Here is a 25346-nt window from a genome sequence, read left to right as displayed (position 1 = left end):
CGATTAAGGTGATGTGTGGTGACAGAGCCGGTATTATGTGAACTATGCAAGAAAAAACCTCCAAAGATCCGTTACAAAATCCCCCTGACCGAGCTCTTGATTTCATCCAGTTAGCCGGGACGATCAAAGCCTGGGGTAAGGAACTCGGCTTTCAGGATATTTGTATTGCGGATGCCGGCGCCGAGATGATGCAGGCCGAATCCGGATTGCTTGAATGGCTGAGCAACGGTTATCACGGCGAGATGGATTATATGGCAAAGCATGGTACACGGCGTAGTCGCCCGGCCGAGCTTGTTCCCGGCACGCTGCGTGTGATCTCAGCCCGCATGAATTATATGCCATCCTCAGCCAGAGACAGTTGGCAGGTGATCCAGGATGGCGAAAAGGCGTTCATTTCCCGGTATGCCCTCGGGCGGGACTATCATAAAGTGGTGCGCGGGCGTTTGCAGAAACTTGCCGATAAAATTGTGGCGGAAACAGGTCATTCCAATTACCGCGTATTCTCCGATAGCGCACCGGTAATGGAAGTGGAATGGGCACAGAAATCGGGTCTCGGCTGGCGTGGCAAACATACGCTGTTGCTAACCCGCGAATCGGGATCAATGTTCTTTCTGGGCGAAATGTATACTGATTTACCGTTACCGGTTGACGACCTCGTGGGGAACTATTGCGGGAGCTGCACCAAGTGCATCGATATCTGCCCCACACAGGCGATTATTGCCCCGTATCGGCTCGACGCCACACGCTGCATTTCGTATCTTACGATCGAATTTAAGGGGAGTATTCCCGAAACGTTGCGCCCATTGATCGGCAATCGGGTATATGGTTGCGACGACTGCCAATTGATCTGCCCATGGAATAAATACGCATCGATCACGGCTGAAAATGATTTTTCGGTACGAAATGGGCTGGACGATGCATCCCTGGTCGAACTATTTGGCTGGAACAGGGAAGAATTCGACACCAGACTTGCCGGCAGTCCGATCCGTCGCATAGGTTATGAACAGTGGTTGCGTAACCTGGCGGTAGGGTTGGGCAACGCGCCATCCTCTCAAGCCGTCATTGCGGCGCTGCAGGAGCGCCGCGAAGATGTTTCGCCGCTGGTCCGCGAACATGTGCAATGGGCGCTGGAGCAGCACGAAAGGCGGTCCAGTTAGCCGTTTCAGGCTCAAAAGCGCGACAGGCAATCTGGAGTTAAAAAAAGCTGCGCTGTGTACGGCATTTAACAGACAACGAAGAGGAAGCTGTACTAAGGTCCAATTTGCGGCGGCTGCCGAACTTGATACGATGCGAATACCATTCACTCAAAGAATCGTCAACTTGAATGATTTGCTCATACGCTATACCTGAAGGGGACCTTTTGGATTAGAAATCCGGGCGTCATGTATGGGCTTGCTGACACTGTGTAAGATGCTATTATGCGGGCATTAAAAAAAAGCTGAATCGGGTGCTATACGTTGGCGGGTAGCACGTTGCGTTTCCAATCATACTGTCTTGACAGAGAAATTGACTTATAGCATCTTATTTCCCGTAAAACCAATCTGCCCGCGTAACCCGGCATCTTCAATAAACAAAAAAAGGAAATTCAGTGAACGCTCTGCATCTCGGTACTCTCAAGTGGCTGGCTTGTTTTGCTATCGTACCTATCCTTTCCCTCAGCGGCTGTAAAACGTTCCCCCCCCTTTCTGCTGACGACAAGTATCTCGCTCACGATTACCTCATAGGGCCTGGCGACAACGTGGATATTATCGTCTGGCGCAACCCGGAAGTTTCAATGGCGGTGCCCGTTCGCCCGGATGGGAAAATCACCACCCCGCTGGTGGAGGATTTGCCGGCAAGCGGGAAAACATCAACACAGCTGGCCCGCGACATCGAAGCTGCATTGTCAAAGTACATCCAGCAGCCGGTTGTGACGGTTATCGTGACAGAATTTGTCGGACCCTACACGGAGCAGGTCCGCGTCATCGGGGAAGCTACTAAACCCCAGGCGCTGCCATATCGTGAAGAAATGACGCTGATGGATGTTCTGATCGAGGTCGGTGGCATAACGGAATTTGCCGCGGGCAACAAGGCCAGAATCGTTCGCAACGTAGACGGGAAACAGCAGCAGTTTAGCGTCCGTTTGGACGATCTGATCAGAGATGGCGATATCACGGCTAACGTTCCAGTGCGTCAGGGGGACGTTCTTGTCATTCCGGAAAGTTTCTTCTGATTTCAATCTGTTTGTATACCATGGCACTACTACAACATTCATTCGCAACAATGTTATTCCTAGCGATTGGCAATTTTGCGCCAAGCTGATCCCGTATTGATAAGCGTAACGGGCTGACCACACCAGGATGAAGCAGCAAAAAAATAATGACGAGAATAAAGGCTATTCAGGTTCCGGATTAGATTATATGCAAACCGGGAATATGGGAAAAAACCTTACTGCCACAAAGTCGATAACAGCATCTCTACGGACGGTGTGACAAATGGAGGAACTTACAAGCCAGCTTCTTGTTTACCTGAAAGGGGTATGGAAATATCGCTGGATTGCACTTACCGCCGCCTGGATTGTCGCCATGGCGGGATGGGCCATTGTTTATAAATTGCCCGACGATTATCAGGCCTCAGCCAGGATTTACGTCGATACACAAAATGTATTGAAGCCGCTAATGGCAGGAATGACGGTCTCTCCGGATCTGCAACAGCAGGTTTCCATCATGAGCCGCACCCTGATCAGTCGTCCAAATGTGGAACGAGTCGTACGCATGGTAGATCTGGATATCAAGGTGAACGATGTAAAGGATCAGGAAAAGCTCGTCAAGGACCTCATGGATAAAATCAAGCTCGGCGCGGCTGGGCGCGATAATCTTTTCACAATTCATTATAACAATCAGAATCCGAAACTCGCTAAAGACGTCGTTCAATCCTTGTTGACCATTTTTGTCGAAGGGGGGCTTGGAAATAAGAAACAGGACTCTTCGGCGGCAATCCGTTTTATTGATGATCAAATTCAGAGTTACGAAGAGAAATTGGTTGCCGGGGAAAATAACCTCAAGGCATTCAAGCAAAAGAATATTGGAGTGATGCCTCAGCAAGGCAGCGATTATTACTCTCAGTTATCCCAGGCGGTGGAAGATCTCAACAAGACAAAACTCGAGTTGCGGGAGGCGGAACAGGCAAGGGATGCGATCAAAAGGCAAATAACGGGTGATGAACCGGTTCTCTTGGTAGACCAGGAGGCATCCTCATCCATTGTCAATGTGGAGCTTGATTCTCGAATTGAGGGGTTGAACAAAAACCTGGATACCCTCAGGCTCAATTTTACGGAATTGCACCCCGATATCATTGCAACGAAGCGACTGATTACTCAGCTTGAGGAGCGCAAGATGGAGGAAGCCAAGCTGACCAGGTACAGCGCTGATCCCGGAAAAAACTACAGCCCGATGCTGCAGCAACTCAATGTGGCGCTAGCGGAAGCCGAAGCCGACGTGGCGTCGATGAACGCGCGCGTGGACGAGTATACCGCTCGATATGAGCGCCTGAAGTCCCTGAGCAACGCAGTGCCTCAGGTTGAAGCAGAGCTCGCTCAACTCAACCGTGACTATCAGGTGAATAAGGCCAATTATGAGAAACTCCTTGAACGCCGCGAATCAGCCAAGATATCGGGAGAATTGGGTTCTCAGACTGATTTGATGTCGTTCAGGATTATTGATCCGCCCGTAGTCTCCGACAGACCCGTAGGCCCGGATCGCGGTAAATTTTTCTCGATTATCTTCCTTGGCGCTTTATTGGCGGGAATAGGAGTAGCGTTTGCTATCAGCCAGATACGGCCAACGTTCCATAGTCAGATGAGTCTGCGGGAAATTTCCGGCAAGCCAATATTGGGTTCGATTCCCATGATCTGGACCAATCAGGAAAAAGTAAAACGCAGAAAGCGTCTCTATGCATTTGGTCTGTCTCTGCTGTCTTTGCTAGGTTTATATGGCGCACTGATGCTTAAGATAGCGTAACCCAGCATATCTGGAAACTGATGCATCCTCATTGTTAATGAATATGGGATATTTTGAATCCCGAACATCTTGCTCGTAGTATATTCCCATCGAACCGCAAACTCTGGTAACTCCGAATCCAGACATTGGAGAAAGCGTGAGCATTATTGAAAAAGCCGCAGGCAAACTCGAAAAAGAAGCAAAATCCAGCGCGCCGCAAGTACAACCAGGCGCTTCCGTAAATTCCGACCATGAGTCTGCCAGCGAAAACGATACGTTTCGCGATGAGGTCCGTCAGGATCCTTCTCCAGCGTTTGCTTCGACACCCAAACGTATTACGCTCAACCTCGCAAAAATGCGGCAATATGGCATAGTCACGCCTGACGAGGGGAGAACGCAAATAGCCGAGCAGTTTCGCGTCATCAAGCGTCCACTGCTTACGAATGCATTCAACAAGGGCCCGGGGATGATCAAGAATGGCAATCTGATCATGGTTACGAGCGCGCTGGCGGGAGAAGGCAAAAGCTTTTGCACTGTCAATCTCGCCATGAGCATAGCAATGGAAATGGACCGCACCGTATTGCTGGTTGATGCCGATGTAGCCCGCCCTTCGGTACCAAAAATCCTTGGTCTTGGAACAGAACAAGGTTTGCTTGATATTCTCCTCGATGAGAAGCTCGAACTGGGGGACGTCCTGATTAAAACCAATATCGAAAAGCTCACTCTCCTTACGGCGGGCAGGCGGCATTCTCATTCAACCGAACTACTTGCGAGCCAGAGCATGGGTGAATTATTAAAGGAACTTGCTGAACGCTACTCGGATCGGGTCGTTATTTTTGACTCCCCGCCGTTGTTACTGACCAGTGAGGCCCGCGTTCTGGCGACGCAGATGGGGCAAATTGTCCTGGTTGTGGAGGCTGAAACGACATCACAACAGGCCGTGAAGGAAACGCTGCGGCAGATCGAATCATGCGATGTCGTAAATTTGATCTACAACAAAGCCAGATCATTTTCTGGCGGAGAATACTACGGTTATTATTATCATGAGAGTGCTTGAGATCAAGCGCTACCGTAGGGCATTATTTCAAACTACGGCAGCTTGCGCTGCCGTCACGGTGATGATGTTGCTGCCGTCTTACGCAAATGCTGCTGAATGGACCGTTCTTCCGCGACTGAATTTGAGGGAAACGTACACCGACAACGTGAGGTTGAGGCCAGAAGGCTCTGAGACGAGTGATTTCGTGACTCAGATCAATCCAGGATTTTCGCTGGCAGGTGTAGGGCGGCGTTTCAATGTCAGTGCAAATTACTTGATGAACAACCTCATCTACGCGGAGGCTACCAACCTGACCAGAACAAGACACCGGTTGAATGCCAGAGCAAATGCTGAGTTGATAGAAGATTTCTTTTTCGTGGAGGGAAGATCGGCAATCAGCCAGCAGAATATATCTATGGCGGGCCCTCAGGCAATCGATAATGTCAATGTAACAGGCAACAGGGCTGACGTCAGAACGTTCAGTGTCAGCCCTTATCTTCGTCATCGTTTTAAGAATTTTGCCGTAGCCGAGCTGCGTTATGCTCATAGTATTGTCAGTTCAAACGCGAACACACTTCGAAACAGCCAAGGGGACAGCTTTCTGGCACGCCTCGACAGCGGTAAGGACTTTAACAAATTCCAGTGGGGCATAGACTACAGCAATCAAATGGTCCACTTTGACTCGAGCGACCGGACAATTGAATTGGAACGGTCTATCGCAAATGTTCGCTATATGTTTACGCCTCAGTTCGGCTTGACTGGCACAGGCGGTTACGAGAGGAATAGTTTTATATCAATCAAGGGTAGCCCTTCGAGCCCGATCTGGACAGCAGGATTTACATGGACGCCGAACGACAGGACAAGCGTGGTAGCTAATGCGGGGCAACGGTTTTTTGGCGATACCTATTATGCCTTGGCGAGACATCGCACGCGCTTATCGGTGTGGAATGTGAGCTATAACGAAAACATAACCACTTTCAATCAGCAGGCATTGTTTGGTTCCGGATTCAATGTCGGGGATTCCCTAAGTCAATTGCTTGCGGCGCAAAACCCCAACCTCAATCCCGGAATCATTCAACAAAACAGTGACGCACTTCTCGGTCTCGATTCCCCGGATTCCTTTTTTGGACCGAGCAATTTTTTTACCAATAGGCTTTTTTTGCAGAAACGGCTACAGGCCTCCGTTGCTCTGAACGGCGCCAGAAATACTTTCGTACTAAGCGGATTCAATATGACTCGGGAAGCATTCTCGCCTGAAAGCGCGGATGCTGAACTGATCGGGGAGACGAACGCGGCGTTGCTCAGGCACACACGACAAACCGGTGGTAACGCACTATGGGTTTACAGACTTTCACAGCTTACCCGAGCTAATCTCGATCTTGGCTACAGAAAATTGAGCTTTCTTAATGCTGACAGGGAGGACGATATCAGGATACTCAGACTTAGCATAACAAAGCAGTTCCCACATATCCTGCCTAATCTCAACGGAACGATCCAGTTTCGGCGTAACGAACGTGACTCCAACCGAGCCATGTCAGACTACAGAGAGAATGCCATTACAGCATTCCTGAACATGAGCTTTTAACATCGGAAAAATAGACGGATGTATTCATCATTCTACGGTTTCAGTGCCAAGCCGTTTCAACTGAAGCCCGACCCGAATTTTTTCTTTGGCAGTAAGGGCCACAAACGTGCCATGGCCTATCTTGAATATGGGTTATCGCAGGGGGAAGGCTTTATTGTCATTACGGGCGAAGTCGGCGCCGGCAAAACCACACTGGTGCGCAATCTTTTCCGCAAACTGGAGTCCGAGAAAATTGTTGCCGCTCAAATCGTCAATACCGATCTGGACTCTGACGACACTTTGAGAATGGTTGCCGCAGCGTTCGGGTTGCCTTTGCCCCATGGCAATTCCGGCAAGGCTTCCATATTGATCGGACTCGAACAATTCTTTCGCCAATGCGACAAGCAAGGGAAACGCGCGCTGCTGGTAGTGGATGAAGCGCAGAATCTCTCTCCGCGCACTGTTGAAGAGCTGAGGATGCTTTCCAATTTTCAAACAGACGACAGGCCGCTGCTACAAACATTTCTGCTCGGACAGCCGGAGTTCAGGAAAACGTTGCTTAGCAGCGATATGCAGCAATTGCGACAGCGAGTCACAGCAACTTATCACCTTGGACCCATGGATCCGGCGGAAACAAGATCCTATATCGAACATAGGCTGAGGACGGCGGGCGGGGGCGAAGACCCGTCGTTTGAGGACGATGCCTTCGCGGCCATACATGATTATACGGACGGCATTCCTCGGAAAATCAATGCGCTGTGCGATCGTCTTTTGCTGATGGGCTATTTGGAGAAACTGCACAATTTTGGCAGCTCGGAAGTCAGCGAGGTAATCCGGGATATTCAGCACGAGTTTGACCTGTCAATTGCGTCACTTCCGATAGCGGGCATGTCGGACGAGGGCAAAGCCGTGACTGATCCGGAGCGGGCAGAGGCTGTTCGGCGACTGGAGGAAATGGCCGGCCGGGTTGCAAATCTTGAAGAGTCCGTCGTCTCTTTACTGGGGTTGGTCAAGGAGATTCTGACCCTGGCTGATGTGAACAAGAGGCTTCGGTAGACAGGGCTCATGTGTATCGCCCCCGCCAGTTATGCTACTCAGTCATAACATTCACGGTCAGTTATCCGTAAGAATCGCCGGGCTCTACCCACGAACGCCTGGACCGCAGACTGCAAAGCCGGTCGTCTTGCCTGGATAACACGAGGTGTTCAAATGAATCCGTTACCGATACGAAACGCGATGACCGTCGACGTGGAGGATTACTTTCAGGTTTCGGCTTTTGCTTCTCATATTCCAAGGGAATCGTGGACGTCCATATCCTGCAGGGTGGAGTTCAATATTGATCGAATCCTCGCCTTGCTGGATGAGGAAGGTACTCAAGCGACTTTTTTTACATTGGGATGGATCGCCGACCGTTACCCTGCCATGGTCAAACGAATTGTCGCAAACGGCCACGAACTTGCAAGCCATGGGTGGGCTCACCATCGTGTTTCAGACCAGGAACCCCATGAATTCCGCGAAGACATAGCCAGCAGTAAAGCGATTCTTGAAGATATCGGTGGTCAGGCGGTGCTTGGTTACCGGGCGCCGAGCTTTTCCATAGGCCGCCATAATCAGTGGGCGCTGGATCTGCTTGAAGAGGCCGGTTACCGATACAGTTCCAGCATTTATCCGATTCAACACGACCATTACGGCATGCCGGATGCTCCCCGCTTCGCCTATTATCCGCGCCGCGCGAATGGATTGCTTGAACTGCCGATCACCACGATGCGGGTGTTCAAGCGGAACCTTCCTGCTGGCGGCGGCGGCTATTTCCGGTTATGGCCCTATCCGGTTTCGCGATGGTTTTTGCAGAGATTGAATCAGCTTGAAAAACAATCCGCGATCTTCTATTTCCACCCTTGGGAAATCGATCATCAGCAACCGCGGCAAACAGGCATCAGCATGAAAACACGCTTTCGCCATTACTACAATCTCAATCGCATGGAGGATCGTGTCAGGGCGCTTATCCGCGATTTCCGGTGGGATCGCGTGGACCGTATTTTTCTGGAACAGGATGCATGAGTGCTGTCATTGATGTGGTCCAGGGCGATCAGAGGGGTTCCTCTCCTCAAGTTGGCGCGCCATCGGTACATCTGCTGCAACAACAAGAGACGAAACGATGGGATGAGTTCGTTCAGGCTTGCCCGGAAGCGACCTTCTTTCATCGCGCCGGCTGGCAGACGGTGATCGAACGTGCATTCGGGCATAAAACCTGGTTTCTATACGCTGAATCAGGCGGGCAGATTCAGGGAGTGCTGCCTCTGGCAGAAATCAACAGTCGCCTTTTTGGCCACTCCCTGAGTTCCCTGCCATTTTGTGTCTACGGGGGAATCGCCGCAATATCGGAGCCCGGCCGGGAAGCGCTTGACCACGCTGCCCAAGAGCTTGCTTCACGGCTTCGCGTGGATCACCTTGAATACCGGAACGTGAAAATGCTGCACGCGGACTGGCCAACCAAGGACCTCTACGTAACTTTCCGCAAGGAGATAGCGCCGGAAGTGGACCAGAACATGCAACAGATCCCGCGCAAGCAGCGCGCGATGGTACGAAAGGGTATCAAAAGCGGACTGGAGAGTATCATAGACGAGGATACGGGGCGCTTTTTCTCGGCCTATTCCGCCAGCGTACACCGCCTTGGCACGCCTGTCTTCTCAAAACAATATTTCCGCCTTCTCGAAGAAGTTTTCGCGGACGATTGCGAACTCATGATTATCGTCAAAGGGGGGCATACTATCAGCGGCGTAATGAGTTTTTATTTTCGCGACGAGGTCCTGCCTTATTACGGGGGCGGAACCAGCGAGGCGCGAGATGTGGCGGGAAACGATTTCATGTACTGGGAATTGATGCGGCGCGCTTGTGAAAGAGGTTATAAAACCTTTGACTTCGGGCGTAGCAAACGTAACTCCGGCTCTTTCGATTTCAAGAAGAACTGGGGATTCGAGCCGCAACCGCTTCATTACGAATACCAGCTCCATCGGTCCCAAGTGGTGCCTGACCATAACCCCCTTAATCCCAGATATCAGCTCTTCATCAAGGCGTGGCGGAAACTCCCCCTTTCGCTCGCCAATCTTGTCGGCCCTCATATAGTAAGGAATCTGGGTTAGGCCAATGCAGGAACTTCTTTACCTCGTCCACCGAATTCCGTATCCGCCAAACAAGGGGGACAAAATAAGGTCTTATCATCTGCTCAGGCATTTGAGCGAACGCTATCGTGTCCATCTCGGTACGTTTATTGATGACGAGAATGACCGGAAGTATCTGGCGAAAGTCAGAAACCTCTGTGGGGAAACCTGTTTTCTCGATCTCCACCCCAAGGTGGCACGTCTACGCAGTCTCCGCGGCCTGTTTTCCGGGCAGCCTCTCAGCTTGCCCTATTACCGGGATAAGCGGTTGCAGGCATGGGTAAGCAATATACTTGGAACACGACCTGTTAGAGATGCCCTGATCTTCTCATCGGCGATGGCGCAATATGTCAGTCATGCCAGCCATGTCCGTCGGACCATGGATTTTGTGGATATCGACTCGGATAAATGGATGCAATATGCGGCGACCACGAGCTGGCCAATGAGCTGGATCTACCAGCGTGAGTCGAGGTTGTTGCTCGGCTACGAAAGGCAGGTCGTCAGGGATTTTGACAGCGCGACCTTCGTTTCCGAGGCGGAGGCCGATCTATTCAAGCAACTTGCGCCGGAAGCCGCAGCAAAAGTCACTTATTTCAATAACGGTGTCGACGCAGACTATTTCTCGCCGCAAAATATTTACGCTAATCCGTACCCGACCGGAACGAGTATCCTGATCTTTATTGGCGCTATGGATTACTGGGCCAACATTGATGCGGTGGAGTGGTTTGCACGCAGCGTCTTCCCGGCAATTAGCGCTCAATTGCCCAAGGTTGAGTTCTATATTGTTGGCGCCCGTCCGACGGCAACGGTAACGGCCCTCGCTGCTCTCCCCGGCGTGACGGTAACCGGGTCGGTGCCGGACGTCCGGCCGTATCTTGCCCATGCGTCGCTGGCGGTTGCGCCGCTGCGCATCGCCCGTGGAATACAGAATAAAGTGCTGGAAGCCATGGCAATGGAAAAGATCGTAATCGCGTCTCCTCAAGCGGTGGAGGGAATAAGCGCCTCGCCTGATCAGGAACTGGTAGTCGCCAACGATGAAAGCGAATTTGTCAGCCGAATTATTACGCTGCTACAGTGCGTGCCAAACAGGGCCCTCGGTCGTGCAGCCAGGGCTCGCGTTCTAAAAGACTACAGCTGGAATGAAAGCCTGGGCCGAATCGACACGCTCCTGTCACAACCGCAGACAAGTTGATTAACCGGGACCATTTACATACCTTGCAAAAGAAAATTCGAGTCGCAGGAGATGACGGGGTATGAATGTGCAAATGCCGCAACAGGTCACGCATGATTCCACGGCAGCACCGGATCAGCAGAAGCTGAGGGTGGCCGTCACTCTGCTCACTCTCACCACTATTGCAGCAATCCTCATCGGCTACCGTGAAACCACCTGGTCCATGATTTCAATCTGGTTGCGGTCTGAAACGTTTGCCCATGGCTTTCTCATTTTTCCCTTCAGCGCCTACCTGATCTGGGGACAACGCAAGCATCTCGTTAAACTTTCCTCTCAGCCCAATCTCCTGGCTCTGCCGGCGCTTGCCAGCCTCGGTTTTTGCTGGCTGCTGGCAACGCTTGCCGGCGTTCAGGTGTTTGCACAACTGTTACTGATTGCGATGGTTCCCGCCACAGTTTGGGCAATGCTGGGAAGCCGCATCGTCTGGGCGCTAGCCTTTCCGCTGACTTATCTCCTGCTCGCGGTACCTTTTGGGGATGGATTGATCTCGCCACTGATCGACTTTACCGCCGACTTTACCGTAACGGCGCTTCAATGGACCGGTATTCCTGTTTATCGGGAAGGCAGTTTTTTTTCCATTCCGAGCGGAAATTGGTCCGTTGTGGAAGCCTGCAGCGGCTTACGCTATCTGATCGCCTCTTTTACACTAGGTACGCTTTATGCATATATGACATACCGTAGTCTGAGGCGTCGTCTGGCATTCATTGCCTTGTCCGTGATTGTGCCTATTGTTGCCAACGGCATCCGCGCCTATCTGATCGTAATGACCGGCCATCTGAGCGACATGCAGTTGGCTGTGGGAATCGATCACCTGATCTACGGCTGGGTATTCTTCGGCGTCGTGATGTTGTTGTTATTCTGGATCGGCTCCTTCTGGCGCGAGGATGACAACGAATACGACATCGATAACACTAGCACGAGTACCGGTATCGGGACCGCCGGCGAACATGAAAACCGGCCAGATCCAGCCGGCAGGCCTGTGCTGAGGAGCACCGTTTTCGCTGCTGCCGCTGTCCTTGCCGTAGCATACATCTGGCCATTGTATGCCGACCACCTCGAGCGTGAGTATTTCGGCGCCACAGCGTCCGGGTCCGAAATTGAAATTCCTGGTATTCGTGGAAAGTGGCGGATCAGTTCAAGCCAGGTTTCAGACTGGAAGCCTGAATATGTGGGCGCTACTGCCCAATTGCTGCAAACCTACCGTAATAGAGAAGGGTCGGTGGATCTTTACATCAGTTATTACCGCAATCAGCAGCAGGGAGCGGAATTGATCAGCTATCAAAATGTACTCGCTGGAGAGAACGGATCCAGTTGGCATGACATCAAACAGGATAAGCGAAGTGTATCCTTCGGGCCTCAGGAGGAAACCGTTAACCAGAACTCGCTGCACTCGTCCTCGAAAAAGCTGCTTGTATGGCGATGGTATTCGCTCGGCGGCGAGATCACCGCCAGTCCCTACCTGGCCAAATTAATCCTGGCCAGAAATAAGCTCTTGGGCAGGGGCGGTGATGGTGCAGAGATTATCGTCGCAGCTCAATACGACGAGACGCCAGATGAAGCTGTGCCGGTACTTCAGACTTTTCTCGGCGATATGTTGCCCGCTATTACAGATGTGATTCGGAATGCAGGCAATCGCTAGTCATCGGCAAGGCCCGATAAAATCTGCTGGAAGCGCCATGCAGCCACCACTTATCGTTCATGTAATCCACCATTTGGGTGTAGGCGGCCTGGAAAATGGGCTTGTAAACCTGATCAATCATATCCCGCCCGAGCGTTACCGACATGCCATCGTGTGTTTGAAAGGATACTCGGATTTCCGGCGGCGGATAATCAGGGAGAATGTCGAAATCGTGGCGCTGCACAAGCGCGAGGGGCAGGATTTCAGCGTTTATCTCAATCTCTTCAAGACATTCAAGCGGCTGAGACCGGACATCGTACATACTCGCAATCTCGGGACGATGGAGGGTCAGGTAATTGCCGCCTTTGCAGGAGCCCGGGCACGAGTGCACGGCGAGCACGGCCGGGACGTTTTTGACTTGTACGGAAAAAATCGTAAATACAATCTCCTCAGAAAGGGAATTCGCCCTTTTGTAAATCATTTCATCACGGTCAGCAAAGATCTGGAAGACTGGCTCATCAATACCGTGGGAGCCACACCAGATCGAATTAACCAGATATACAATGGGGTTGACAGTCTCCGTTTTCATCCGCGTAATAGCGAAGGCATTGGCGCCGGACTTTCCGGCGACCTGCCGGAAGGATTTTTCACGAAAAATACTTTCGTCATTGGCAGTGTCGGCAGAATGACCGAGGTTAAAAATTTTCCCAGCCTGATTCGGGCTTTTCTGTTGCTGGTGAAAGAAGTGCCGGAGGCTCGGGAACGCGTTCGGCTTCTGATTATTGGCGAAGGAAACTCGCGGCAAGCATGCGCCGACATGTTGCGCCAAGCAGGAGCAGAGGCTCTTGGGTGGTTTCCAGGCGAGCGTGCTGACATTCCGCAACTGATGCGCGCCATGGATCTGTTTGTGCTCCCTTCCTTGGGCGAGGGCATATCAAATACGATACTGGAAGCGATGTCTACTGGTTTGCCGGTAATCGCGACAAGCGTTGGTGGAAATGCGGAACTTGTGAGAGAAGGGCGTACAGGAATGCTCATTCCCCCGGACGTGCCGGCGGTAATGAAGGACGCGATACTGAAATATTATCGAAACCCGATTCTGAGTGCCAATCACGGCAAAGCAGCACGGCAACAAATCGAGGCAAGCTTCAGTCTCGAGGCCATGACCCAGGGCTATCTCGGGGTCTACGATAAGGCTTTGCGCCTGTAAGCGTCCGAACAACGAGGAAAGAACAGCATGTGTGGGATCGTCGGGCTATTTGATACTTGCGGGAAAAGGGAAATCGACCGGGCACTGCTGGGTCGCATGAACCAGATTCAGGTCCACCGCGGACCGGATGAAGGAGAGCTGTATACAGAGGCGGGCGTAGGCTTCGGTCACCGCCGGCTTTCGATCATGGACGTCTCCAGCGGGCAACAACCGCTTTTCAACGAAGATGGCAGCGTGGTGGTGGTTTTCAACGGCGAAATCTACAACTTTCAGGAACTCGCCGGAGAGCTCGCCGCCCTGGGGCACATTTTTCGCACCCATTGCGATACGGAAGTCATCGTCCATGCCTGGGAAGAGTGGGGCGAGCATTGCGTGAACCGTTTCCGTGGCATGTTTGCATTCGGCTTGTGGGATCGTAACGAACAAGTTCTGTTTCTTGCGCGCGACCGGCTTGGTATCAAACCGCTCTACTATAGCCTGCTAACGGATGGCACCCTCATTTTCGGGTCTGAGCTCAAAACGCTGCTTGCTCATCCGGATTTCATCCGCGATATGGATCCTCATGCAATCGAGGATTACTTTGCTTATGGCTATATCCCTGAGCCAAAAACAATATTCCGCCAGGCTTTTAAACTTTCCCCGGCCCACACCCTGAAACTCCACAGCGGACAAAGTATGCCGGCCCCACGCCAGTACTGGGATGTGCCGTTTATACTGCATGATTCCATCACTGAGCAGGAAGCGCAGGAAGAACTGATAGTCCGGTTGCGCGAATCGGTAAAGATTCATCTCATGACCGAGGTGCCGCTGGGTGCTTTCCTCTCGGGTGGGGTCGATTCAAGTGCGGTAGTCGCGATGATGGCCGACATCGCGGAAGAACCGGTTAATACATGCTCAATCTCTTTTGGCGATCCTGCCTTCAACGAATCGCTGTACGCGCAAAAAGTAGCCGACCGCTATCACACCCGGCACAATGTAAGTCAGGTGGATCAGGATGATTTCGATCTTATAGACAAGCTGGCCTCCCTTTACGACGAACCTTTTGCCGACAGTTCGGCCATGCCTACCTACCGGGTTTGCGAGTTGGCAAGAAAGCGTGTAACGGTAGCATTGTCGGGCGACGGCGGCGATGAAAACCTTGCCGGCTACCGGCGCTACCGCTGGCACGTTTATGAGGAGCGGATGAGATCCGCGCTGCCGCTTGGATTGCGCAAGCCCTTGTTCGGCCTGCTTGGGAACCTGTATCCCAAGGCTGACTGGGCGCCAAAGGTTTTGCGCGCAAAATCCACTTTTGAAGCTCTGGCCAGGGATTCGGTGGAAGGCTATTTCCACAGCGTCTCGATCATGAAGGATAAGATGCGCCAGCGCCTGTTCAGCGATTCCTTCAAGCGCAATCTTCAGGGGTATCAGGCCGTGGAAGTGCTGCGCATGCATGCCGACAAATGCCCTGCACAGGATTCGTTGTCGCGCGTGCAATACCTGGATATGAAAACCTATCTGGTAGGCGATATCCTGACCAAAGTGGACCGGGCAAGCATGGCGCATGCCCTGGAAGTGCGAGTGCCGCTGCTGGATCATAAGCTGGTGGAATGGATCTCGGGCCTTCCTGTCTCTTTCAAGCTCCATGGTCAAGAGGGCAAGTATGTATTCAAGAAGTCGCTGGAACCCTATCTTTCAAATGACATCCTTTATCGCGACAAGATGGGATTTTCGGTGCCGCTGGCAAGCTGGTTTCGCGGTCCATTACGCCAGAAATTGAACAATGCCTTGATGGGCCCTGTTCTGGCCAATACCGGAATCTTCAACCAGGCTTTTCTGAAAGAGATGCTCGACCAGCATCAATCGGGACGGCGTGATTACAGCGCTTCCCTGTGGTCACTCCTGATGTTTGAATCATTCCTGCGTAATGTGCTCCACGCAGAGCAACCACGCTCATACAAGAATGATCTGAAGGTGGCATAGCAATGTGTAATCGCACACCCCAAAGTAACATGGATGCCGCTGATATCACGAGTAGCCGGGGGAAAACAGCGCCTTATCACTTCCAGAGGCGCTAGGGTAACAAATGATCGACGTATTTCTTACCGTTGACGTCGAAGTCTGGTGTGATGGCTGGAGAGACATTGATGCCAAGTTTCCGAGCGCATTTCAACGATATATCTACGGCCCCACGTTCCGCGGTGATTATGGTTTACCGTATCAATTGCACCAGTTGCAGGAGCATGGCCTGACGGGCGTATTCTTCGTTGAGCCGCTCTTTTCGACCCGGTTTGGGCTGGAACGGTTATCGGAAATTCTCAGCCTGATCCGTGAGAAGGACCATGAAGTACAGCTTCACATGCATACCGAATGGGTCGATGAATCAAATGAACCTTTGCTGGACAACATCAGTGGTAAAAAACAGTTCTTGCGCTATTTTTCTTTGAAAGAGCAGACGATTCTGATTCGAGCAGGGATGAACTTGATCGAATCAGCGGGAGGCCCGAGTGTGAACGCCTTTCGAGCGGGAAGCTTCGGCTTCAACACGGAAACCCTTCGGGCACTGGCCGCGAATCACATCGCCTTCGATAGCAGCTACAACGCCAGTATGTTTGGGCTGGATAGCGGGGTCAGCCCGGCGGTTCCACTTGTAGAGCCCGTCGAGTGCGAAGGCGTCTATGAATATCCCATGACGGTTTTTCATGGCGGGACGCGCTCGTTGCGGCATGTACAGATAACGGCATGTTCTTCCCGTGAGATGGAAGGTCTGCTCTGGCAGGCGCTGGAGTCGGAGCGTAAAGCGTTTGTTATTCTCTCTCATAATTTCGAACTGCTTGATAGCGCGATGAATCGGCCGGATGAAATCGTGGTGGCCCGCTTTCGTCGGCTCTGTTCTTTTCTGGACCGTCATCGGGATTGCTTTCGCGTCCGGGGTTTTCACGGTTTGACCCCTGCGCCTGTACTTTTACAGCCCGCACCCCTTACTTCGCCAATCTGGAAAACTGGACTCAGAATGGTGGAGCAGGGTTTACGCCGGGGGTTTCGTTGAACAGAATCTGGCAGTATCACGAGGTGCCCTTAAAGATACAACTGGGGGACAAGACGCTGTTTGCGCCCAGGTTGCAGCTACAGGTTCGGGAATCAGGGCTTGATGATGAAGAGCCCCCAGTGGCGAAGCCGATACCCCCTGCCGATCTTCTCCGGGCTGACAGTCAGGGCTTTTTGATAAGGTCGCTGCGCGTTATCGGCAGGCAACCAGTGCTGCGAAGGCACGGCGATTACCTCTGCTACATACCTTCACAATATCCCCGCTATTACATCGATATGCATCAGTCATTCGCTGAGTACAAGGGCAAGTTTTCATCCAAGACGCGCTCTACCCTCAATCGCAAAGTCAGGAAGTATGCGGAACATTGTGGCGGCAATATTTCATGGAAGGCTTATAAAGCCCCCGGCGAAATGGCGGAGTTCTTCGGATTGGCCCGCGCTGTTTCCAGAATAACCTATCAGGAAAAGCTGCTGGACGCGGGCCTGCCCGATTCGGAGGAGTTTCTTGAGCAAATGGACCAGCTTGCTCAACAAGGGCGGGTTCGCGGCTTCATTCTTTTTCATCAGGACCAGCCTGTCTCGTATCTCTATTGTCCGATCTCGAACGATGTCCTGATCTATGCTTTCCTCGGATATGACCCCAGCTATATGAATTTTTCAGTTGGAACGATTCTGCAGTGGCTCGCCCTGGAGCATCTGTTCGAGGAAAACGCTTTCCGCTTTTTTGATTTCACCGAAGGACAATCAGAGCATAAAAAACTGTTTGCAACCCACAGTATTCAATGCGCCAATGTATTTTTTCTGCGCAGCAATCTGCGCAATATGTGCTTGCTGCATGCACAGAAGGCTGTTGACCATTTCAGTAAGTCAACTGGCGATAAACTGGACCAGTTGGGTATAAAAGTCGCTGTAAGAAGGTTAATACGATTCGGAAGATAAATTTTCTCTTTGGATGGGGAATCCATGGGGGCAATTCTCAAGCTCTCGTTGAAGCCTCGCCATAGCATCCTTGGCCTTCGAATTGACGACAGGCTTGCGGGGCGGCGCCAAGGCGGGGAATATCTTTGAATAAATAAAATGGGGTAATATTTACGACGAATTACTTCCCTCGGCTGTTTTCGCCTATATTGGGCTCAAGTTGGCACGCTAAAAATTATTTCTTCCTATGAAGTTCAAACAGATCGTAAAGCAATTAATAGATGCGGAATGGGTTGCTCGAGTGCTTGAGGTATTGGATCGCCGATCCGACAACCGGATGGCTGAACTTGGAATACTGAGCCAGGCATTCGAATTCATAAAGATCAACCAGGTTCCTGGAGATTACTTCGAGTTTGGCCTGTGGCGGGGAAAAACCTTCGGTTATGCGCACAGGATGAAGCATCGTTATGGCCGGCACGATATGAAGCTATGGGGCTTTGACTCGTTTCAGGGATTACCTGACACGGAGGAGCATCCTGACAATATATGGTATAAGGGGCAGTTTGCCTGTACCCGTCCGGAATTCGAGGCCATCCTTAAATCGCGCGGAATCCGGTCCGCGGAATATGAACTGGTCGAAGGCTTTTACAGTGAAAGCCTAAACGATTCCGCGCATCGGCGGTTGTCCGGCCGCACGGCCGCGGTCATATATATTGACTGCGATTTATATGATTCGACTATTCAGGTACTCAATTTTATCCAACCCTATCTTGTGAACGGCTCCATCATCTGTTTCGATGATTTCTACAACTACAAGGGTGATCCCGAGCAAGGCGAGCAGAAAGCCCTGGCCGAATTTTTGCAAAAAGAGACGCATATCGGCTTTATTCCATACTTGACATATGCTCCCCTTGGAAAATCTTTCATTTGCAGGCTGAAATGACAGCGATATATTCACCGGCGGAGTCGGACTAATTAGATAGCGTGCGCTATGTTCGAGTTTGATAAATATGAGAAGCACTTGCATGTGGATCGCGGACTTGTCCCGCTGTCAACTTATGATCCCTTTCAAGACATCGCGAAAATGTCCCTGCTCATGTGGGGCGAGCATTGTGTGGAATGCGCCGCCCCAAGCTGCTTTACCACGTGTGATCTCTACCAGAGCAGGCCGGATGGTCGTTGCAGGCGCCTCACCTACGGCATGTATCGTAACCGTTGTTTTCCCTCCGCTCGTGGCTATGGAGCAGAGGTTGTATTCAAGAAATGGGGCAAGATCGAGGCTCGGGGCAATACCTTGATGCTGCCCGCGGGTATGACGCTATTGACTGAACGCATGATCGGCCTGTTGGCCCCATTTGCAAACGCAGCTGGAGCATTTGTTTATCGCCTGACTCGGGACAACCGCTGGTCGTATCTGGAGCATTCAATCCTTGAACGCTTTGCCCGTTGGCTGCATCAGAAGAAACGCGCAAACGCCAGTTTTCCGCCGGATTTCTTCCTGCTCGAGGTTTACAATCCGATGGATGGTCCGGTGCGAATGCAGCTGGGCATGTCAGTGGCAAGCGGAACAAGCAGGCGGCATTCCGCGCAGCCTCCACCGCCGTTCCGTGCATCGGTTATCTTACCCGCTGGCTACTCTCGCCATGAATTCGGCCGTGAGCAGTTCTCAAGGATTACCGAGTCCGGTCTCCCGTTCGACATCGCCATTACCCCGGATGGCGAGACCTCCGCACGGATCGTATTCCTTGCTGCCGATTTTGTTGTCCGGCACAAGAATGCAAGCGTAGAGGTTTCCGGTCAGCCGAAGATAAAGTGCGTCGTGTGGGATCTCGACAATACGATGTGGGATGGCATATTGCTTGAGAACGAAGCAGTCGGCTTACGGGAAAAAGTGCTTGAGCTGCTGAGCTTCTTCGATGAACGAGGGATTTTACTTAGTATCGCAAGCAAGAATGACGAGCCAAGCGCATGGCGGCGTCTGGAAGAACTGGGCATAGCGGATTATTTCCTGTATCCCCAGATCAACTGGATGCCCAAGAGCGAAAATATCAGAGCGATAGCGGAACAGCTCAACATAGGCCTGGATACTTTCGCTTTTATTGATGACAACCCTTTTGAATTGGAAGAAGTATCGCGAGCGCTAAAGGTCGTCGCCTGTGTGAATGCCGCAGATATCGATCACCTTTTCTCCAGTCCTCGCTATCAAGGCACGACCAGCGACGAGGCCAGGAAACGCAGCCAATTTTATCGACAAGAATTTGTGCGAAAGAAAAGTGCAACCAGATTTGGTTCGGATTACCTTGGATTCCTGGCCGCATGTGAAATAAAGCTTTACGTTGACGTTTATAAAAATGACGATCTGGACCGTGTTTCAGAACTGGTCCAGCGTACGAATCAACTGAATTTTTCAGGGCGCAAGTACCTCAGGAGCGAGATATTACCAATCCTCGCCGATGCAGGAGTCAAGAAATATGTGCTTCGTTGCGCTGATAATTATGGTTCTTATGGCGCGGTCGGGTTTTGTATCGTACGGCTCGTAGGGCACGAGATACAAATTGAGGACTTCATGCTCTCTTGCCGGGTGCAAGGCAGATTTATTGAGCAGGCGTTCTTCAATTATCTGGTAAACGCCCAGGAAGGTCAGAAGCCGCAGAGTTTATGGGTCAACTTTGAACCCACCGGGCGCAATATTCCTGCGCAGCAAGTGCTTGAGCGTCTGAATTTCGTTCCATGCTCCCCGGGTAAAGGTCTGCGTATCGACCTCAAGTCGCATACGCTCGATTGCAATTTCATCTCGGTGCAGTCTTCGATTGATGGGGAAATCGGTTTAGAGGCGACCGAGTCAGCCCAGTGAGGCTTATATTATCGAGTACGCGACCGGGCGCATAGCACATACAGCAAATCGAACGATTATCAATGACCGGGATACTGAACTTATTGCGGAACGTCAGCCAAGGAGGGTCTCCGGGCCTGGTAGGGATTTAGCAAAGCAATGCGAATTCCGAGGGCGGTGACAACTACGAATCCAATCTGGACCGCGCACCAGCGGACGAATAATTCCATATCCGTGAGTAAATGCTCGCGATCCGGTCCGAGCAAAAATTGCATTCCGGAAAATGTAAATCCGTACTTCTCCACGTTCGGCTCCAGGCCGAGACTCAGCAACCACCATCCCAACGGCAGCGCGGCAATGGAACCTATAATGACAGCAGGAAGATGCTTGAAACTGCATAATGCGCGCCCCACAATTACGGCGTTGATACAAAGCAGTCCCAGCAAGGCATAAAGGTAGCCCCCGCCTCCCCATCCCATCGGGCCGTCGCGCATGACGAGTTCATTCAAATTATCCGTGGAAGACCAATCGAAGGCGACCGATTTGGCCAGCCATAGCCATGGCAGAGCACTTGCCATCAATAAGAGAACACGGGGCAAGGTCAGCGCCCGGTGGTCGTGCAGATAAGAGAAACCAAAAATTAGCGCCAAGAAAATTAACAATGGACCATACAACGCGGTATAGCGTCCCCACCGTTCGATTGGTCCAATCACATCCGGGCCTATCAACAGAAAGAGATCCCGCCAGCCGCTACCCCAAATATCCCGATTGATGACAAACCAATACAAGTTATTGGCTCCCACAATGTCATCGATACTTTCCTGTGTAACACTCGCCGTAAGCAATATCAGGCTAATGAGACTTACTGCAAGCGTCCATATCGGAAAGCTGAGGAAGGGTAAGTTGCTGGACACGATTTTCTTGCTCGTCCATACCGCGCTGGCGCCAATCCATAATAACGCCCCGGCAAACACGAGCAAGAAAAAAAAGTGAGCATCACCGAGAAACATTTCCCGTAGATTATAGGGTATGCCCGGCATGTGTAGCAGACCCCAAACCGGGGCCGCGAAACATAACAGCATAAACCCCTGCGTTAGCCACCATGCCTGGCGCGGGCTCGCGTGCATCGCACCAGGTTGTTTCTCAACACGCACGTCATCGTCTGCAACATGCGGCTGTGGAGGTGATTGCGGTATGTAGCTTTGCACAGCCGACAGCGCCCAGCCGATCCCCAACAACAAAATTGGCTCTGTTACATCTGCCGTTCGCCCGAGCAAACCCATCTGTATCAGCTCAAGCAAGCTGGCCCATATAGCCAGGCCTACCGCTGCTCCCTTGGCGCTTACCCCCATTTTCTGTATCAACCACAGCAAGGCAGTATATGTAAATAATGATTGGATCAGTCCGCGAACATTAGCTTCCATTGATCCATGGAGCATGGTTGCGAAAGGGATGCCGTTGAAAGTTCCGCCAGGAGCGGGAGAAAATGGCGTGATCGCAGTGATAGACCAGGCAGTAAATAGCAACCAGAACGCAGTTTCGAGTGTATTTTTGCCGCCGAGGCCTAGTAAGACCAGGAAAACAAGGTATCCAATGACGAAACCGGTCAGTATCGATGCATTCAATATCAAATTTACAACGACAAGCTTACCGACTATGGCTAACAGGACGGCGGCCGACAGCCACCAAAAGGGGGATCGCCGGCCTAGCACCATGAAAACGCTGCCTCCGACTACTACGCCAGCGGTATGCGTTATGACTGCCGGAAAGGAAACATCAAATCCGGCGGAAAGAGGTTTCAGCGCGTCCTTGATTTTTTGCAAATCCAGGGATGGCACGAGCGGCAATAGCTCGGTAAGCAGCCATAACATCAATACCAATAGCGGTACCAGCGACGCGTAATTGAACGACGGCGTATTCCCCAATGAACGCTTCGCGATAAGACCCGCCACCATACCCGCGATCATACCTGCCATATTCCAGGCTACGTCCGCCAGCGCGGCAGAACGCGAGGGCAGCCAAACCTGCGCTAACTGAAGGGCGAACGCGTACATGAATGCCAGGAAAAGCAACCCAGCGATACGACTCCTGCTATCGGGTCTCTGGGGAAAAAATATCATGCCTGCCATTCCAAGCGGAATAAATAGCGCGATATTACCCAGCACATCTCCCCGCGAAGTGAACCAGTGGAAATCGGTCAGGAATGTTTTTAGGGCGCCCTCGGGAGGTGCAGAAAAGTCGCCGGGATACAGAGACCCATAAGCAATCAATACTAATATAACCGAGAGAATCCGCATTTTATGAATATCTTCTGTTGAAGAAACGCGAGAATGCCACTTATCGCATAGGAGGCACTGGCTTGATCTCCAGTGCCGGCAGCCAACGGGGTTTACCCTTATCAAGGGAATAAGCGCCTATCCTGTCTGCGCCATTCAGATTCCCACCATCAAAATCCAGTTGGGCGTCCTGATAAATAGCAAAGCGCGCACTGCTTGCGGCATGTTTTCGCACCTTGATGCCCGCAGGTACCAGGTTCATCTCACCTAAAGGGGCAAACGGCCGAGCAAGGTAATCCTTGGCCTCGTCGAACTCGCCGGTCAGATTGTCCTCCACGGAAGCACCGCGCAGTGGAAGCCGGGCAAATACTATATTGGCCGCGACGAATTGCGGATACGCCGGGTCCCGTCCTCTCCGGGAGAGCGTTATCCCGAACCCTTTAGCTAACACGGTATTGTAAAATACGCTGATATTGCGTGTGGTACCGTGATGTGGCTGGATTCGCGCGGCATCGCCAAAATGATTTACAAATAGATTATTGTACAGCGCGATATTGCCTTCGCCCTGAAACAGCGATTCGTGTGGATTCTGGTAAAAGAAATTATTGTAAACCAGATACCGGTCATTCGATCCCGGTCCGGTAAGCGGCCAATGCCCGAGCAGCACATTGGGCCTGGGCAATGTCTTGAGTCCACCGTTTGCCTTGCTGAAGACATTATGGCGAATGATCGTAGTGCTGGGCTCAGCCGGCATTTCCGGAAGAACCGGGCGAAGTTGCTGATGCTTGATCTGCAGATTGTAGCCGAGCGTGTCGACGATCAGATTGTGCTCAATCAACCCGGCAATAAATGGGGCGCGACCATCCGAATCTCCGAGATAGAGGCCCGTTCCGGCATCTGTGATCACATTGTCGCGTATTACCCAACCCCAGGCCGGGCATTTGGTTGAAATGGCGACCGTTTGCTGATCATTGCTGTGGCCATACACACGTAATCCATCAAGCGTAATATGATGCGCCCAATCCGCGTGCCCTTCACATTTCACGCCATCCACCGCAAGCTGACGCCCGTCAATATCCAGATTGCGGATAGCGATGTAACTCGAATTCACGATGCTTACCGTGTTATGGCCCGGCCGTGCCACAAAAATAGCACGCGGGTCTTTGTCCGGTCCCGAGATCATAATCGGCGCCTGGGGCGTGCCATGAAGATAATGGATCGGCAGGCCATCCCTGTACTCGCCCGGCATGAGCTGTAAGGAATCTCCCGGCTCCAGTATCTTGAGCCTGACACGATAGGTATCGGGGGTTGCCGTATAGACCTGACCGGAAAAGCTGGGCGATGAGCCAAGGCAAATGCAGGCCAGCATAGTGATCAATTGAAAAGGGATGCGCGTGGATTTAGTCATTGAAAAACGCAGAGATCGGCGAGCCGCAAGTCATTCATCCTTCAATACTTCCCACATTCTTGTCGTGTACTAAAAACTGGGGATTGCGCGTGCGCGTTTATCCGGATATAGTAGATGCAACTTTGTTGCAATTCAGCATTCATTACATTCATTATTTATGTCGAATCTTCAGAAGCAGGCAGAAGAGATGATCCGCCGTCGCGGAGAACGAGTGACATCCAGTCGAGTTCAAATTCTTGCCATGCTACTGGCGGAACAGCGTGCTGTCACGCACCATGAAATTGAGGAGCGCTTGCGCAACACGCACAGACTGGACCGTGTAACGCTCTACCGCGTGCTTGAATGGTTGAACGACAAATGTTTCGTGCATAAAGTGGTGAGCGACGACCGTGCGTGGCGTTTTCGGGCAAATACCCATATATACCCGCACCAGCATGCGCATTTCGAATGTATGCGGTGCACCACGGTAATTTGCCTCGATGAAATGAAGGTTGAGTATGATCGTCCGTTGCCGGCCGGTTACCGGTCTCAGGAAATCGAGCTGACGGTAAAGGGATTATGTGCCGAGTGCACGTAATGGGAATTCAGATAACCGATTTTATTCGAGAACAACAGGCTTGGTTTTGGTGAAAGCGTTATTCGATGTTGCGTAAGATATTATTTTTGATTTTAGTGTCCGCGTTGGCATTCGTCCCGGTCCTGCAGGCGGCGCATGCACTTACGCACGTCGGCGAAGTCGATACCGACGGCATGGCTCATGTCGATGGCCAGCAGGAAGAGAGCGAAACCGATACCAATGCCGATGCGGGTATCGACAGCGACCGTATCTGTCTTGACTGCCTGGCTCTAACAGGTTTCAGCGTTATTTTCGCCGTCCTGGCGATTTTCTTCCGTAATCAAATAAGCCATCAGCCCCTGCCGTATTTCAAATCGGGGCTTGTCCTCCTCAATTTTTCCTCTCCCTATCTCACCCGCGGGCCCCCGCAAACGTAATTCCATTGCTTTCTTAATCAGTTGGCCTCCATCGGAAACCTGTTGTCTGGCGTTTCCGATGATTTGGGTTGCGCCCATCCATAAAACCGATTGT

20 protein-coding genes are annotated in these 25346 nt (G+C 51.7%); 18 read left to right on the top strand and 2 right to left on the bottom strand.

Going from position 1 to position 25346, the window contains the following annotated elements; genetic code table 11:
• Positions 1–44 precede the first annotated feature (44 nt).
• From queG to CRO05_RS01050, 16 genes are all read left to right on the top strand, one after another.
• Positions 45–1157: a tRNA epoxyqueuosine(34) reductase QueG gene (queG, locus tag CRO05_RS01125; protein WP_097065463.1), complete on the top strand. Its 1113-nt coding sequence runs from the start codon at positions 45–47 to the stop codon at positions 1155–1157.
• 431 nt (positions 1158–1588) lie between these two features.
• Positions 1589–2212 carry an XrtA/PEP-CTERM system exopolysaccharide export protein gene (locus CRO05_RS01120; protein ID WP_097065462.1) on the top strand — a complete coding sequence of 208 codons (624 nt, stop codon included), beginning with the start codon at positions 1589–1591 and terminating at the stop codon, positions 2210–2212.
• Between the two features lie 262 nt (positions 2213–2474).
• Entirely contained in the window at positions 2475–3998 is a 1524-nt protein-coding gene (locus CRO05_RS01115; RefSeq protein ID WP_097065461.1) for an XrtA system polysaccharide chain length determinant, read from the top strand.
• 136 nt (positions 3999–4134) lie between these two features.
• A complete protein-coding gene (locus tag CRO05_RS01110; protein WP_097065460.1) occupies positions 4135–5034 on the top strand; it encodes an XrtA-associated tyrosine autokinase in 900 nt (299 codons plus the stop codon).
• Positions 5021–6598 (top strand): TIGR03016 family PEP-CTERM system-associated outer membrane protein, encoded by a 1578-nt coding sequence (locus tag CRO05_RS01105; RefSeq protein WP_097065459.1) that lies wholly within the window; start codon positions 5021–5023, stop codon positions 6596–6598. Before CRO05_RS01110 ends, CRO05_RS01105 begins: the two co-directional genes overlap by 14 nt.
• A gap of 18 nt (positions 6599–6616) precedes the next feature.
• Positions 6617–7633 (top strand): XrtA/PEP-CTERM system-associated ATPase, encoded by a 1017-nt coding sequence (locus tag CRO05_RS01100; protein ID WP_097065458.1) that lies wholly within the window; start codon positions 6617–6619, stop codon positions 7631–7633.
• A gap of 153 nt (positions 7634–7786) precedes the next feature.
• The gene (locus tag CRO05_RS01095) at positions 7787–8638 is read left to right on the top strand and encodes an XrtA system polysaccharide deacetylase (protein ID WP_097065457.1); all 852 of its coding nucleotides are present in this window, start codon (positions 7787–7789) and stop codon (positions 8636–8638) included.
• Entirely contained in the window at positions 8635–9720 is a 1086-nt protein-coding gene (locus CRO05_RS01090) for a FemAB family XrtA/PEP-CTERM system-associated protein (RefSeq protein WP_097065456.1), read from the top strand. Before CRO05_RS01095 ends, CRO05_RS01090 begins: the two co-directional genes overlap by 4 nt.
• A gap of 4 nt (positions 9721–9724) precedes the next feature.
• Positions 9725–10930, top strand: a complete 1206-nt coding sequence (locus tag CRO05_RS01085; protein ID WP_097065455.1) for a TIGR03087 family PEP-CTERM/XrtA system glycosyltransferase — start codon at positions 9725–9727, stop codon at positions 10928–10930.
• A 61-nt stretch (positions 10931–10991) separates the two neighbouring features.
• The gene (xrtA, locus tag CRO05_RS01080) at positions 10992–12608 is read left to right on the top strand and encodes an exosortase A (RefSeq protein ID WP_097065454.1); all 1617 of its coding nucleotides are present in this window, start codon (positions 10992–10994) and stop codon (positions 12606–12608) included.
• A gap of 37 nt (positions 12609–12645) precedes the next feature.
• Positions 12646–13797 carry a TIGR03088 family PEP-CTERM/XrtA system glycosyltransferase gene (locus CRO05_RS01075; RefSeq protein ID WP_181319797.1) on the top strand — a complete coding sequence of 384 codons (1152 nt, stop codon included), beginning with the start codon at positions 12646–12648 and terminating at the stop codon, positions 13795–13797.
• Positions 13798–13824: 27 nt separating this feature from the next.
• Positions 13825–15759, top strand: coding sequence for an XrtA/PEP-CTERM system amidotransferase (locus CRO05_RS01070; RefSeq protein WP_097065452.1), 1935 nt, complete (start codon positions 13825–13827; stop codon positions 15757–15759).
• Between the two features lie 103 nt (positions 15760–15862).
• Entirely contained in the window at positions 15863–16825 is a 963-nt protein-coding gene (locus CRO05_RS01065; protein ID WP_097065451.1) for a polysaccharide deacetylase, read from the top strand.
• A complete protein-coding gene (locus CRO05_RS01060) occupies positions 16822–17763 on the top strand; it encodes a GNAT family N-acetyltransferase (protein ID WP_097065450.1) in 942 nt (313 codons plus the stop codon). The genes CRO05_RS01065 and CRO05_RS01060 overlap by 4 nt, the downstream gene beginning before the upstream one ends.
• A gap of 226 nt (positions 17764–17989) precedes the next feature.
• Positions 17990–18685 (top strand): TylF/MycF/NovP-related O-methyltransferase, encoded by a 696-nt coding sequence (locus tag CRO05_RS01055; protein WP_097065449.1) that lies wholly within the window; start codon positions 17990–17992, stop codon positions 18683–18685.
• A 48-nt stretch (positions 18686–18733) separates the two neighbouring features.
• Positions 18734–20596: an HAD family hydrolase gene (locus CRO05_RS01050; RefSeq protein WP_097065448.1), complete on the top strand. Its 1863-nt coding sequence runs from the start codon at positions 18734–18736 to the stop codon at positions 20594–20596.
• A gap of 80 nt (positions 20597–20676) precedes the next feature.
• Here the strand turns inward: CRO05_RS01050 and CRO05_RS01045 are convergent, their stop codons facing one another.
• On the bottom strand, positions 20677–22872 hold the full coding sequence (locus CRO05_RS01045) for a VanZ family protein (protein WP_097065447.1): 2196 nt from the start codon (positions 22870–22872) through the stop codon (positions 20677–20679).
• 40 nt (positions 22873–22912) lie between these two features.
• Complete coding sequence (locus CRO05_RS01040; protein ID WP_235001233.1) at positions 22913–24259, bottom strand: hypothetical protein; 1347 nt, start codon at positions 24257–24259, stop codon at positions 22913–22915.
• Positions 24260–24470: 211 nt separating this feature from the next.
• On the opposite strand from CRO05_RS01040, the gene CRO05_RS01035 reads away from it, so the two are divergent.
• Entirely contained in the window at positions 24471–24836 is a 366-nt protein-coding gene (locus tag CRO05_RS01035; protein ID WP_235001232.1) for a Fur family transcriptional regulator, read from the top strand.
• Positions 24837–24922: 86 nt separating this feature from the next.
• The gene (locus tag CRO05_RS01030) at positions 24923–25252 is read left to right on the top strand and encodes a hypothetical protein (protein WP_143860873.1); all 330 of its coding nucleotides are present in this window, start codon (positions 24923–24925) and stop codon (positions 25250–25252) included.
• Positions 25253–25346: the final 94 nt, after the last annotated feature.

Source organism: Nitrosovibrio sp. Nv4 (assembly GCF_900215485.1).
GTDB lineage: Bacteria > Pseudomonadota > Gammaproteobacteria > Burkholderiales > Nitrosomonadaceae > Nitrosospira.
Note: the sequence above shows the minus strand (reverse complement) of the source record. Positions and strands in the feature narration are given on the sequence as shown.